Source organism: Flavobacterium sp. 102 (assembly GCF_003634615.1).
Classification (GTDB): domain Bacteria; phylum Bacteroidota; class Bacteroidia; order Flavobacteriales; family Flavobacteriaceae; genus Flavobacterium.
In genome coordinates this window covers 1,281,596-1,295,754 of sequence record NZ_RBKX01000001.1, presented here as the reverse complement: position 1 = coordinate 1,295,754, position 14,159 = coordinate 1,281,596, and the positions used below count along the sequence as shown (strand labels likewise).

Sequence of the window (14,159 nt, the reverse complement as noted above, 5' to 3'; positions counted from 1 at the left end):
AAATTCAATTAAGATTTAACTACTTTGTCCTTTTTCAATTTAGAAGACAAACCTTTGTTGTTTTCAGATTGCAAGTCATTTAAAATGTGAATCGCTTCTTCTATATAAATATCTTTTGACAAGCTTTCATGCCATCTGTCTCTTTTCTCTTTAAGTACAGGATCATTTTTCATGCTTTCCACTTCATAAGGAAGCGAATTAAAGTCGAAAGCATTTTTGTAATCTACAATAGGTTTGTACTTTTTATTCTTTTCTTCCAAAGATTTTTGCTCCGCTTTGAATTTATCTATGTTCAAACTATAAACGTTCTCTTTGTTTCTCTCGTCTAACCATTTGGCATTGTCATCAATCAATTGCAATTGCGGGTTATTTTGCATTCTGTTTTTGCTTTTAGATATGGTCAAATCAAAATTGTTTTGCTTGTCCCAAATTTTATAATCGGCAGCATCAATTTTGTCCCAAGGCATAGCATTTTCGATATCTCTTTCACCCATTTTTAGATAAGAATATCTGTCTGGAATAGCAATGTCGCTCTTTACGCCTTCTAGCTGAGTTGAACCACCATTAATTCTATAGAATTTCTGAGTTGTGGTTTTTAAGGCTCCTAAATCACCATAAGTACTACCGCGAACAAACTGATTCAAATCGATTACATTTTGAACTGTTCCCTTACCATAAGACTGCTTGCTTCCAATGACAACGCCGCGTTTGTAATCTTGAATTGCTGCTGCTAAAATTTCAGAAGCCGAAGCCGAAAACTCATTAATCATCACTACTAACGGTCCGTCCCATTGTACTTTTGCATCTCTGTCATACAACACTTCTTTTTTACCGGCAGCCGATTTGATTTGTACAATCGGACCTTGCTCAATAAATAATCCGGCAATATCAACAACGGTTTTCAAAGAACCGCCACCATTATCTCTAACGTCCATTACAATCCCTTGTACACCTTCTTTTTTCAATCTTTCTACTTCAATGGCCACGTCTTTCCCGGCGTCACGACTATTTACATCTTCAAAATCAATATAGAATTTTGGCAAATAAATGATGCCGTATTTGAAACCATCTTTTTCAACAACACTTGATTTCACATAGGTTTCTTCAATTTCCACTTCATCTCTGATGATGGTAATTACTTTTATGGTTCCGTCTGTTTTCTTAACGGTCAAACGAACTTCAGTTCCTTTTGGTCCTTTGATTTTTTTCACCACATCATCCAAACGCATGCCGACTACATCCACCGGTTCTCCATCGGCTTGTGCTACTTTTAAAATAACATCACCTGATTCTAATTCTTTTCCTCTCCAAGCCGGACCGCCTGAAATCAATTCAGAAATCTCAGTGAAGTCATTCTTCTTTTGCAAACGAGCACCGATTCCTTCTAACTTTCCGCTCATACTTAAATCGAATCGCTCTTTTTCATTTGGACCAAAATAAGAAGTGTGCGGGTCAAAACGAGAAGCAATGGCATTTACATAAACTGAAAACCAATCTTCGCGATCTAAATCTTTAATGAAATTGAAATTGTCATTCAAAGAACTCAAAGTGCTTTCACGCGTTTCTTTTTCTAATTGTTCGTATGTTTTTGGCGCTTCCGATTGTTTTTTCTTAGCATTCTCCACAAATTTATTTTCCAATTCAGGCGTTATTCTTTCACCTAAACTTTCTTTGTATTCTTTGAGTCTTTCTTCGATTGATTTTTTAGAATCTTTGGCATAATCCTCTTGCAGTTTTTGCTTTTCAACCAATGAAGACAAAGCTGATAATTTAACTTGCAAACGCCATCTTTCCTTTAATTCTTTAACCGATTTTGCATAAGGCATAACTTCATAATCTGCATTGAAACTCTCGTCTTTTTTATAGTCAAAAGGTTTTTCTAAAGCTTCTTTATAGTAGCTTTTACTTTCCTCTATACGCTTCATTAATCGAGTGTAAGTCAAGTCGAAAAACGTTAGTTCTTTGTTTAAAATCTCATCATCGATTTGCGTTTCATATTTGGCAAATTCATCAATATCCGATTGCAAAAAGAATCGCTTTGACGGATCTAAAGCATTCAAATAATCCTTGTAAACACCTTTTGAAAAGGTATCGTCAACAGTCGCCGGATCGTAATGTCCTTTTTCTATGACAAAAGCCAATAATTCAATTAATAACTTATCTTTTTCTGGGTCTGATTCTTTCTTACTCGGGAATAAACTAAACCCCAATAAGGCCACTGATAGTGTCAAAACTATCAATAGTGCTTTATAATTTCTTTTCATAAACTGCATTATAACATTCATTAATTATTGGTCTAAATTAAACAAAAAACCATGCCAAGGATTTACTGATCAGATAATTTTTTGTTAAAAATCATTTCATTCATTCACTTAAGAATCGCAATTGGTTCAAAGTTATAAAAATTTGTATCGCTGTAAAGCCTTAAAATGGTTAATTTTGCCTTAATAACAAGACAGTCAAAAACTGTGCTAAAAACCGGAAATTAAAAACATGATTACCAAACCTACTATTTTAGTTACCAATGACGATGGCATTAATGCTCCGGGAATTCGCTCTCTGATTGCCGTTATGGCTGAAATTGGCGACGTAATTGTTGTTGCTCCTGACAGTCCGCAAAGCGCCATGGGTCATGCCATTACCATCAACAGTACTTTGTATTTAAATAAAATTTCTGCCGAAAACGCAGCGATTTTGGAATATGCTTGCTCCGGAACACCGGTGGATTGTGTAAAATTGGCAGTTAATGAAATTTTGAAAAAGAAACCTGACTTGTGCGTGTCAGGCGTTAATCACGGCTCTAACTCTTCTATCAATGTGATTTATTCGGGAACTATGAGTGCAGCAGTTGAAGCAGGCATTGAAGGTATTCCGGCAATTGGATTCTCTTTATTAGATTATGACTGGAACGCCGATTTTGAAACCATCAAACCATTTATCAAGAAAATTGCTTTAGAAGTTTTGACCAAAAAACTACCGGAAGGTACGGTTTTAAACGTCAACTTCCCGAAATTGAAATATGATGATATCAAAGGCATCAAAATTTGTCGCCAAGCGAAAGCCATTTGGATGGAAAAATTTGACAAAAGACAAACCCCTTACGGCAAAGATTATTATTGGTTAAGCGGCGAATTTGTCAATTTAGATAAAGGCGAAGATACCGATGAATGGGCTTTGTCGAAAGGCTATATTTCCGTAGTTCCGGTTCAGTTTGATTTGACGGCGCATCATGCCATTCAACAATTAAATTCTTGGGATTTATAAAATATCACGAATGACACGAGCGTAGCGACTGCATTTTTACCAATAGAAAATAAACACGCAAAAAATGAAATACTACATCATTGCCGGCGAAGCTTCGGGCGATTTGCATGGATCCAATTTGATGAAAGCGCTTTATAAAGAAGATGAATCTGCCGAGATTCGTTTTTGGGGTGGCGATTTGATGCAAAGTGTCGGAGGTACTTTGGTTAAACACTACAAAGAATTAGCCTTTATGGGATTTGCTGAAGTAGTAATGAATCTGAAAACCATACTAAATAACATAAAATTTTGTAAAGCCGATATCGAAAAATTTAATCCAGATGTGATTATTTTTATAGATTATCCGGGATTTAATATGCGAATTGCCAAATGGGCGAAAGAACGCGGTATCAAAACCCATTACTATATTGCGCCACAAATTTGGGCCTGGAAAGAAAACCGAATCAAAGCGGTTAAAAGAGATTTCGACAAACTATTTGTAATTCTGCCTTTTGAAAAAGATTTCTTTGAAGTCAAACACCATTTCAAGGTTGATTTTGTTGGGCATCCTTTGATAGATGCCATTCACAACCGTGTAAAAACTGACGAAGTTACTTTTAGAAAAGACAATAATCTCGATGACAAACCTATTATAGCCATCCTGCCCGGAAGTCGCAAGCAAGAGATTTCAAAAATGCTCAGCGTCATGCTTAGCATTGTGAATGATTTTAGCGATTACCAATTTGTGATTGCCGGTGCGCCTAGCCAGGATTATCATTTTTACGAACAGTTTTTGACCAATAAAAATGTCAAATTCATTTCGAATAAAACGTATGATTTGTTGAGTGTTGCCAAAGCAGCGTTGGTAACCTCAGGAACGGCGACTTTGGAAACAGCCTTGTTTAAAGTACCAGAAGTAGTTTGTTATAAAGGTGGTTTTATTTCGTACCAAATTGCCAAAAGAATCATCACCTTAAAATACATTTCTTTGGTGAATTTAATCATGGACGAAGAAGTGGTGACCGAGTTAATTCAGGACAAATTCAATACAAAAAATCTAAAAAAAGAGCTTTCTAAGTTACTTAACGAAGAACACCGAAAATCACTTTTGGAAAAATACAACCAATTGGAAACCAAATTAGGAGGTATTGGTGCCAGTGAAAAAACTGCTAAATTTATCATAAATGATTTGAAGTAGTTTTGATTCCAAACTCTATTTTTTACTTTTGTAAAAACACTTTTATTTGAAAAACATAGTCTATATATCGCTTATCTTACTTTTGTTTACCGCTTGTAAACCTACGTCTAACATTGTAACTTCAAAGGAAGTTGCAGTTAAAAAAGGACTTTATACCGAACCAAAAAACCTTGCTGTTTCAGAAATGAAGAGTGCTGAAAAGAAAAAGAAAAACCAAAACAAGGATATTACACAGAAGCAAAATACCTCCAAAAAAACCGGCGGCGTTAACCATAAAAATGATGAAGATATTGTCATCGAAAGCGAAGATGCGAGTTATTTAATCAAGCAACTTATCAATAGTGCTTCGGACAATTTAGGGGTTAACTATCGTCCCGGCGGCACAACAAAATCCGGTTTTGATTGTTCAGGCTTGGTTTATTCAACTTTTAAAAAATTTGACATTACTTTACCGCGTTCGTCTCATGAAATGGCTACTGTTGGCACTAAAGTTGACTTATCAGATGCCAAAAAAGGCGACCTGATTTTCTTCATCAATCGTGGGCGAAGAATCAACCACGTTGGTATGGTCGTTGAAGTCAGCCATGATGAAGTTAAATTTATTCACTCTTCTACCCAAAGTGGCGTAATCATTTCTTCCACTAAAGAACCTTATTACAATAGAACTTTCGTACAAATAAATCGTGTTTTAATGTAATTTTCTTTCATATTTTAAAAATTTCATGTAATTTAGTTACATGAAAATCTTACAATTTCCATTAGCAAGAGTTGCGTTAACTTTTATTCTAGGCATAATTTTCTATCAAAAGTACCAACCTGAGCCGTTTTTGGTGTTTATAAGTCTTTTGATTGGAATTCTATTTTTATTGTTTTTTCATTTTTTATCTAAAAAAAAACCGATTTACCAATTCATTTTTGGGACTTTAACTTTACTGATTTCATTCAATATTGGCATTTCGACTTGTCTTTTTCACAAAGAAACTTTACGCCAAAATCATTATCTCAATCAGATTGAAGATGATTCATTTCATGAAATCAAACTTGTAGTTCACGAAAAATTAAAAAGTACTCCCAAAAATTCCCGTTATGTCTCGGTAATACATACCATTGACAACCGACAAAGTTTTGGAAAAATCATTCTCAATATTAGAAAACCTAATCAGATTGAAGATTTCCCAATTGGCAGCCATGTCAAAGTTACAGGCAGTATTTATAAAAGCAAAAATCCATTTAACCCTAATCAGTTTGACTATGGTAAGTATTTGGAAAATCAAGAGATTTATGCACAAGTTTATATTGATGAAAAACAAATGACAATTGGTAAATTCGAGTCAACGCTTTGGTCAGGTTTTTCTAATTTTCGCACTAAAATCATTCAAAATCTGAAAACTTCTCGTTTTAAAACTGAAGAACTTAATATAATGATTGCTTTTTTATTAGGGCAACAACAAGACATTTCACCGGAAGTTTTGAAAGATTACCAATTGGCCGGCGCTGTCCACATTTTATCTGTTTCCGGACTTCATGTTGGTTTCATTTTACTGTTTGTTACTTTTCTTTTGAAGCCAATGGCGAATACCAAAAGAAATGCTGTAATCAAACTTATTATTATTCTTTTATCGCTATGGAGTTATGGGATTTTAGCCGGATTAGCGCCTTCGGTAGTGCGTTCTGTGACTATGTTCTCCTTTGTAGCTGTTGGGAATCATTTCAGAAGAACCGTAAATAATTTTCATACGTTATTAGTATCTATGCTATTAATTCTCCTTTGGAAACCTTCATTTTTGTTTGATATTGGATTTCAGCTGAGTTATTTGGCCTTGTTTTTTATTCTTTGGTTACAACCTTTACTATCTGAAATTTGGCAACCAAAATATAAAATCACCCAATACATTTGGGACATCGTAACGGTTTCATTTGCGGCACAAATTGGCACCATGCCTTTAAGCCTATACTATTTTCATCAATTCCCCGGATTGTTTTTTGTAACCAATATCATCGTGCTGCCTTTACTCGGAATTATAATGATTGTAGGTTTGATCGCCATCATAACAGCTTGTTTCGGAAAAGTCTCTTTTCTTGTGGTGAAACCCTTGGAATTCCTGATAGAACTTCAGAACCATATTATTAATTGGATAGCTTCTTTTGAGGATTTTGTCCTCAGCAATATTTCGTTTACCACTGCAATGCTTTGGGTTTCCTATGTAATGATTATCGCTATAATAGTTTGGTTAAAAAAACCTGAATTCAAAAGATTGTCAATAGCTTTACTGAGCACTATAGCATTACAAATTGTTTATATTGACACTAAATTCAAAACAAACAACGTGAAAGAATTGATTGTTTTCAATACAAAAAAGAGCACTATTATTACCCAAAGGCAAAATAGATTTGTGACAGTTTACAGCAATGATAGCATTTTGAATTCCTTGGAAAGCAATCTTTCTATTCAATCGTATTTGGTTGGCAACTTTTGTGAAGCCAAAGAAAAAAAGAAACTACAAAATGTATTCTATTTCAAAAACAAAAGAATAATGTTGATTGACAGTTATGCCGTTTATTCAGAGAAAATAAAACCCGATGTTTTAATCATTACCCATTCGCCAAAGCTCAATTTTGAACGCTTACTCACAGTATATAAACCCAAAGAAATTGTTGTAGATGGCTCGAATTTTAAAAGCTATGTAAGACTTTGGGAATCGACTTGCCGAAAAGAAAAAATCCCTTTTCACTATACTAATGAAAAGGGATTCTATAAAATTTAATGCTGATTAGTTATGCTTTTTTTGGTGCTAATATTTGTTTGGCACCTTCTAACCAAGGTGTTGGTCCACCGGCAACATAACCTGTACTTCCTAATTGTTCTAAGTTTATTTTTCCGTCTTTTTTAGTAGCATTAACAAACCAAACTGTTGGATAACCTCTTACCCCTAAAGCTTGTTGCAACTCCATGTTTTGTTTTTGAATCTCGGGTTGTTGTGCAGTTCTTCTAGGAAAATCTAATTCAACTAAAACAACATTGTCTTTGGCCCATTTAGCAAACTCAGGTGTTTTTAAAACTTCTTTTTGCAAACGGATACACCAACCACACCAGTCACTTCCGGTAAAAAATAACATTAATGGCTTTTTAGATTTTTTTGAAATTTCCATGGCTTTATTGATATCGGTTTGCCAGGTTAATTCTTGCGCTTGTATCGTTAATGACCCTAAAACCAGGAATAACGTAAGGATTAATTTTTTCATGTGTTATTATTTTTTTTACAAATATAAACAAAAACAGTACCAAAAACTGTCGGCTATTTTACATCTTGCCTTAATTTTTCCCTCAGAAAATGAAATTAATGACATCAATAAACCAAATATTAAAGTTATGGAATTAATTAATTCCTTTTTCTTTCATCACTTTATTTAATTTTTTCACCAAAGCAAACATCAATAAAGTAGCAAACATCAGCAAACCGAAATTCACCCAAAAAAAGTCTGCTTTATCATCGTAAGTATCCCACATACTGGCCAAAACGCCACTCAATTTGTTTCCGATAGAAGTTGATAAAAACCAACCGCCCATCATCAAGGCAGTAATATTTTTTGGGGATAACTTAGAAACAACGGATAATCCCATTGGACTGAGGAAAAGTTCTCCAATAGTAATTACGCCATAATTAGCGACCAACCACCAAACGGAAACTTTCTCGCTTCCATTGTTACCAATATGAACCGCAGCGACCATTACTAAAACAGATAAGGCTGAAATTAATAATCCGAAAGCAATTTTTGTTGGTGTACTCGGCTCTTTTTTTCTACTTCGCAAATAGGTAAAAAAGGCGACTATCAATGGCGTCAAAATAATTACCCAACCCGGATTGATGGACTGACTCAAATTGGTGGCCCAAATACTGATTTTGTTTCCTTCTTCAGGTTTCTTTTCTTCTTTTACGTTTCTGAAATAAATTGGATAATCAACTACCTTTTTTACTTCTCCATTCTCTTTTTGAAGACGGAATCCGGAATCATACAACTCTGTAGAATCCTTTTTATATTCGACTTCTTTAGATAATTTTAAACCGTTAAAAACTGTTTGCGTTGTACCTGTGATTTCTCTGTCGGTATAACGGTCAGCCCAAGTATTTAGTGCAGAACCATTCAATTTGAATACTGCCCAAAATAAAATCACCACCGCAAAAATGGCCAACAAAGCACCGATGGGTCTTTTGTCTTCGGCTTTGGCTTTGAAATACAAACTTCCGTAAAAGAAAATCACCGGAATACAAGCGAAGATAAACGCATCGGTACTATCCGAACCAAAGATGGAGCTATCCGGATTGGCCTCTGTAAGTACTCCTTTTAAAAACCAACCAATTACTCCAAAGATTACCGATGGCACCAAAATAAACAACACTATTTTATAGAAAGGCATATCACCTTCTTGAATCCCCTTTTTCTCGGTTTTATCTCCGTAATGTTTGGTTCCCATTAAGAATACCACAACACCGATAAGCATTCCGACACCGGCAGCCATAAAAGCGTATTGCCAACCTAATACTATTTGCAAAGCGGCTCCAAAGAAATTACAGATAAAAGCACCGACATTGATTCCCATGTAGAAAATGTTGTAACCTTCGTCTTTCTTGTCTTTGTATTGCTCGTCGTTGTAAAAATTCCCTAAAAGTGTAGAAATATTGGGCTTAAAGAATCCGTTTCCAACAATAACCAAAGTCATAGCGACATAAAGCATAGTAATGTCATGAATTCCCATCAGCATATATCCGGCACCCATCATCAAACCTCCAATCACAATTGATTTTTTATAACCGAAATAACGATCGGCAACCAAGCCTCCAATAAAAGGTGTTAAGAATACCAAAGCGATAAAAGTGCCATACAAATCAGACGCTTCTTTCTCGGTCATGGCAAAACCTGCCTCAACATCTTTAAGATACAAGGTAAAAATACCAATCATTAAATAGTATCCGAATCGTTCCCACATTTCGGATAAAAACAAATAAGGCAGCGCTTTAGGGTGACTTTTCCACATAATTTCTTAATTTAAAAAACAAACCTACAAGGGTTTCTTGTAGGTTTGAAAGATATAAAAAATATTTTTAATCTGTGATTATCTCACGCCGTGCATCATTTTTTTGATTACCGGTGTCAATAAGAATAAAATAATAGAAGCAATTCCACAAAGCACTACAAACACCATAAAGAATTCATACAAACTAGTAATTTCAAAGCCTGCAAATGATGGATAATGATCAGTAATTTGGTTTTCCGCCAATAATTTAGTTTGCTCTGCAGTTGGTATGACTGACTTGTCTAAAACACCTTGCAAATCAATCCCTAATTCAGACGCTTTTTTGAATTTATCTCCTGTTGCTGGTAGAATTGAGCCTAAAGTTCCGGATAAAGCATATCCGGCAGCACTCGAAATAAAGAAAACACCATAGGCTAATGAAGCAAAACGCTTTGGCGCTAATTTACCAACCAAAGACAATCCGATTGGAGATAAACACAACTCAGCAAATGTTTGGATTAAATATAACAAAATCAACCATTTGATGGCTAATAACCCTGAGTTCCCCAAATCTTTTACATTATTGGCTATGATAAAATAACTCAATGCAATTAAAAGCAATCCTATCGATTGTTTCACTGTTGAAAGCGGCTCTCTATTTTTGGCTCTTAACTTGTCCCAAAGCACGCTGAAAGGGAAAGCGAAGATTACAACGAATAAACCGTTAAAAATCTGAACCATTGATGGTGGCATATTCCAACCAAACATATTTCTGTCGGTTTGGTTGTCAGCAATGAATGTTAACGACGAACCTGCTTGTTCGAAAGCCGCCCAAAAGAAAATGATAAAGAACGACATAATGTAAATTACCCAAATACGTTGGGTTTCTACTTTGGTCAATGTACTATCTAACAATATTAAAGTGGCAAGTGAAACGCCACTAGCATAAATAAATGGATAAATGTAGATTTTTACCACATTTTCACCTTCAGTAAAATAATTAAAAATAAAGAAGACAACTGCAAAAACAGCAAGTGCAGTAACAATTGACTTCATAGAAAACACCGCTTTTTGTGATTCGCCTTCTTCATAATCTCCTGCATCATTTCCTGATGGAATACCACCAATTGGTTTGCCTTCCGGTGTAACTACATATTTATTTTTCAAGAAAAAGAAAATAGCCGTTCCAATAATCATCGCTATCGATGCTGCCAAGAATCCCCATTTGAAAGCATGAACATCTCTGATACCGCCCGGATCTTTTACATCTCCAATAAGCGGACAGATAAACTGACCTAAAAATGCTCCAATGTTTATTCCCATGTAGAAAATAGTAAAAGCCGTATCCAATTTTGATTTTTCTTGTTTTGGGTATAAACTTCCCACCATTGAAGAAATATTTGGTTTGAAAAATCCATTACCAAAAACAATTACACCTAAGGCTGTCCACATTAAGGTATTTGCTAAACCTAAATTGGTACTAAAAACGCTGGCGCTAAAAAACAGCATCAATTGTCCAATCGCCATCATGGCACCTCCAAGCATAATACAATTTCTATTTCCGAAAAAACGGTCAGAAATAAAGCCTCCTAACATTGGTGTCAAATAACAAAGCCCAAGAAATCCTCCATAAATAATCGAAGCTTCTTCTTCTTTCATCATCAATGAATTCACCATAAATAAGGTTAGAATTGCTCGCATTCCGTAGAAGTTGAACCTTTCCCACATCTCGGTTCCGAATAATACCCAAAGTCCTTTTGGATGTCCTGTTTTTACTGTAGCTTCACTCATAAAATTGGTTTTAGTATGTATTGATTAGTTATAAATTCTCTTTGATAAAATTCGTCATTTTGTTGTACAATTGGATTCTGGTTTTGCCACCATAAATTCCATGATTTTTGTCGGGATAAATCGCCCAGTCAAATTGTTTGTTGGCTTGCACCAAGGCTTCAATCATTTGCATCGTGTTTTGAACATGTACATTGTCATCAGCGGTTCCGTGAATTAAAAGGAATTTTCCCTTCAATTTGTTTACATGATTAATAGGTGAATTATCATCATAACCACTGGCGTTTTCTTGTGGTGTTTGCAGATATCTTTCAGTGTAAATGCTATCATAGAATCTCCAATTGGTTACCGGAGCCACCGCAATCGCCATTTTGAAAACATCAGCACCTTTAAAAAGACAGTTGCTACTCATAAATCCGCCATAAGACCAGCCAAAGATACCGATTCTGGCTTTATCTACATAAGTATAATTTCCGATGACTTTTGCGGCATCGATTTGGTCTTCAACTTCAAATTTACCTAATTCTTTTTGGGTACATTTCTTGAAATTAGCGCCTTTAAAACCGGTTCCTCTTCCGTCTACACAAGCTACAATATAGCCTTGTTGCGCCAACATCATAAACCACATGTCGTTGGTGTCTAACCAATTATTAGCCACTTCCTGCGAACCGGGACCGGAATATTGAAACATAAAAACCGGATATTTTTTTGAGGCGTCAAAATCTTTGGGTTTGATCATCCAAGCATTTAACTTGTGCCCTTTTTCGGTAGTTAACTCGAAGAATTCTTTATTTGGTAAATCGTATTTTTTAAGTTTTTCGGCTAACGCTTTGTTATCAACAATCGATTGAATTTGTTTTCCGTCTTTAGAACTGTTCAAAGTATAAGCTGTTGGTTGGGTCGCGCTCGAATAGGTATTGATAAAATACTCAAAATTCGGACTGAAAGTCGCAGCATTCGTTCCTACTTGTTGTGATAATTTTACTTTATTTTTTCCGTCTAACCCAATTCGGTATACATCTCTCACAATTGAACCATTCTCAACCGATTGATAGAAAACTGTTTTTGTTTTTTCATCAAAACCATAATAAGACGTGACTTCCCAATTGCCTTTGGTCACTTGGTTTTTCAACTTACCGGTTTTGTCATACAAATAAATGTGATTGTAACCGTCTTTTTCGGATGTCCAGATAAAACTATTATCTTTTAAGAATGTTAGGTTGTCGGTTACATCTACATAAGCTTTGTCTTTTTCGTTCAAAACTACTTTCGCAGTTCCGGTAGTTCCGTCAATAAAAAGCAAGTCTAAATTATCTTGGTGACGGTTTAAGACTTGGGCCGAAAGAACATTGGCATCATTAGTCCATTTCATTCTGGCGATGTAGAAATCATTGTAATTACCTAAATTGATAGTTTTTGAAGCAGCCGAAGTCACATCGTAAACATATAAAGAAACTAAAGCATTCTTCTCGCCTGCTTTTGGGTATTTGAAGGTTTCCACCGTTGGATACAAATCTTTTTTGAAAACATTCATTGAAAACTCAGGGACTTCGCTTTCGTCAAAACGGATGTATGCCAGTTTTTTCCCATCGGCACTCCAATCATAAGCTCTCACGAAAGCAAATTCTTCTTCGTAAACCCAATCCGTGATACCATTAATGACACTGTTTTTCTTTCCGTCTGTCGTAACCTGAGTAACTTTTGCGGAAGCGATATCATAAATAAAAAGGTTGTTGGTTTTGGCGAAACCTATTTTAGCACCGTCAGGAGAAAAAGTTGGTTCTTGAACTTGTTCCAAGACTTTGGTTAGTTTTTGGGTCTCTAAATTGTAAAGGAAATAATCTGCGGTAAAGGAGTGACGAAAAATTGGGTTAGTATTATTAGCAATCAACAATTGCTTTTCGTCTTTGCTGAAAACGTAGCTGTCAATACCGTTGGCTAATTCTGAGAAGTTCTTAGTGTCAATTAAAGTATTGATTTTTTTTAGGGTTGCAAAATCATATAAATCGATTTGCATAGTTCTCGTGTTTCTGTCAAAGTTGAGCACGGTGTATTGGTTGGTATTTTTCATGGCAATGAGTTCGTCCATGCCTTGAGCTCTGAATGCTCCTGTGTAAATTTCTTCTACACTTATTTTTTGTTGTGCCGATACTGAAAAGCACGATAATAGGAACAGTACAACTGCTTGTTTTAATTTCATTGTAAAGATTGATTATAAAAGAGGTCAATTTTAGTGAAAAAATTAGAAACTACCTCATATTTTTATGTTAAATGCAGTTTCAGATGGGTTTTTGACTTGTAGAATTATCGAAAACAAAAAACCCCGATAATTTCTTATCGAGGTTTTGTGGTGGTATCTCCAGCCCCGAAGCTTAGGGGAAACCAGTGACATATGGATTAAAAATTATTTTTTGAAATAATATCTATCAAGATTTCTGGATTAACAATGATTTTTTCAATGAAGATTTTACTTTTCATTTTCTTTATAAATTTCTCAAGTCTAAAAGCTTGATCTTTTGAAATACATTCAAACAATAAAACAACTTTCCAGTCTCCAGCTATTTTAGTAAAAGAGCCATCATATGAGTGATTATTATGTTTCAATAACCTATTATCTATATCATTAGTTTCTCCGACATAGAATTTATTGGCTGAAGCGGAATAAAGTACATAAAGAAAATGCATATTGTAAAAATAACAAAAAACCCCGATAATTTCTTATCGAGGTTTTGTGGTGGTATCTCCAGGAATCGAACCAGGGACACATGGATTTTCAGTCCATTGCTCTACCAACTGAGCTAAGATACCTTGCTTTAGCTACGCCCCTTTCGGCTGTATGCCTTGGGTGTTGCGGGTGCAAATATAGAACGATTTTTAATTTATCCAAAACAAATAATAAAAAAAATCTATTCGTAC

The 14,159-nt window shown here is 35.1% G+C and carries 10 protein-coding genes and 1 tRNA gene; 4 read left to right on the top strand and 7 right to left on the bottom strand.

Translation table 11 applies throughout. From position 1 onward, the window contains the following. Positions 1 to 8: 8 nt before the first annotated feature. On the bottom strand, positions 9 to 2,285 hold the full coding sequence (locus tag C8C84_RS05740; protein WP_121312625.1) for a carboxy terminal-processing peptidase: 2,277 nt from the start codon (positions 2,283 to 2,285) through the stop codon (positions 9 to 11). Between the two features lie 208 nt (positions 2,286 to 2,493). Here C8C84_RS05740 and surE point away from each other — a divergent pair, with 208 nt between their 5' ends. The 4 genes from surE (at position 2,494) to C8C84_RS05720 (ending at position 7,206) form a co-directional block, all read left to right on the top strand. Beyond that, entirely contained in the window at positions 2,494 to 3,264 is a 771-nt protein-coding gene (surE, locus tag C8C84_RS05735; RefSeq protein WP_199717099.1) for a 5'/3'-nucleotidase SurE, read from the top strand. Positions 3,265 to 3,328: 64 nt separating this feature from the next. After that, entirely contained in the window at positions 3,329 to 4,441 is a 1,113-nt protein-coding gene (lpxB, locus tag C8C84_RS05730; RefSeq protein ID WP_121312624.1) for a lipid-A-disaccharide synthase, read from the top strand. A 46-nt stretch (positions 4,442 to 4,487) separates the two neighbouring features. Then, complete coding sequence (locus C8C84_RS05725) at positions 4,488 to 5,138, top strand: C40 family peptidase (protein ID WP_233549731.1); 651 nt, start codon at positions 4,488 to 4,490, stop codon at positions 5,136 to 5,138. 40 nt (positions 5,139 to 5,178) lie between these two features. Then, entirely contained in the window at positions 5,179 to 7,206 is a 2,028-nt protein-coding gene (locus C8C84_RS05720) for a ComEC/Rec2 family competence protein (RefSeq protein ID WP_121312623.1), read from the top strand. A 10-nt stretch (positions 7,207 to 7,216) separates the two neighbouring features. Here the strand turns inward: C8C84_RS05720 and C8C84_RS05715 are convergent, their stop codons facing one another. From C8C84_RS05715 to C8C84_RS05690, 6 genes are all read right to left on the bottom strand, one after another. Then, complete coding sequence (locus C8C84_RS05715; protein WP_121312622.1) at positions 7,217 to 7,684, bottom strand: thioredoxin family protein; 468 nt, start codon at positions 7,682 to 7,684, stop codon at positions 7,217 to 7,219. 133 nt (positions 7,685 to 7,817) lie between these two features. Beyond that, the gene (locus tag C8C84_RS05710) at positions 7,818 to 9,476 is read right to left on the bottom strand and encodes a peptide MFS transporter (RefSeq protein WP_121312621.1); all 1,659 of its coding nucleotides are present in this window, start codon (positions 9,474 to 9,476) and stop codon (positions 7,818 to 7,820) included. Between the two features lie 78 nt (positions 9,477 to 9,554). Next, positions 9,555 to 11,246 (bottom strand): peptide MFS transporter, encoded by a 1,692-nt coding sequence (locus C8C84_RS05705; RefSeq protein WP_121312620.1) that lies wholly within the window; start codon positions 11,244 to 11,246, stop codon positions 9,555 to 9,557. A gap of 28 nt (positions 11,247 to 11,274) precedes the next feature. After that, positions 11,275 to 13,443: a S9 family peptidase gene (locus tag C8C84_RS05700; RefSeq protein WP_121312619.1), complete on the bottom strand. Its 2,169-nt coding sequence runs from the start codon at positions 13,441 to 13,443 to the stop codon at positions 11,275 to 11,277. A 197-nt stretch (positions 13,444 to 13,640) separates the two neighbouring features. Next, positions 13,641 to 13,928, bottom strand: coding sequence for a GIY-YIG nuclease family protein (locus C8C84_RS05695; RefSeq protein WP_121312618.1), 288 nt, complete (start codon positions 13,926 to 13,928; stop codon positions 13,641 to 13,643). 47 nt (positions 13,929 to 13,975) lie between these two features. Beyond that, positions 13,976 to 14,051 (bottom strand) — tRNA-Phe (locus C8C84_RS05690). Positions 14,052 to 14,159 lie beyond the last annotated feature (108 nt).

Coding starts and splice junctions, on each gene's coding strand:
- C8C84_RS05740 (WP_121312625.1), bottom strand. CDS start 2,285: ATGAATGTTATAATGCAGTTTATGAAAAGAAATTATAAAGCACTATTG.
- surE (WP_199717099.1), top strand. CDS start 2,494: ATGATTACCAAACCTACTATTTTAGTTACCAATGACGATGGCATTAAT.
- lpxB (WP_121312624.1), top strand. CDS start 3,329: ATGAAATACTACATCATTGCCGGCGAAGCTTCGGGCGATTTGCATGGA.
- C8C84_RS05720 (WP_121312623.1), top strand. CDS start 5,179: ATGAAAATCTTACAATTTCCATTAGCAAGAGTTGCGTTAACTTTTATT.
- C8C84_RS05715 (WP_121312622.1), bottom strand. CDS start 7,684: ATGAAAAAATTAATCCTTACGTTATTCCTGGTTTTAGGGTCATTAACG.
- C8C84_RS05710 (WP_121312621.1), bottom strand. CDS start 9,476: ATGTGGAAAAGTCACCCTAAAGCGCTGCCTTATTTGTTTTTATCCGAA.
- C8C84_RS05705 (WP_121312620.1), bottom strand. CDS start 11,246: ATGAGTGAAGCTACAGTAAAAACAGGACATCCAAAAGGACTTTGGGTA.
- C8C84_RS05700 (WP_121312619.1), bottom strand. CDS start 13,443: ATGAAATTAAAACAAGCAGTTGTACTGTTCCTATTATCGTGCTTTTCA.
- C8C84_RS05695 (WP_121312618.1), bottom strand. CDS start 13,928: ATGCATTTTCTTTATGTACTTTATTCCGCTTCAGCCAATAAATTCTAT.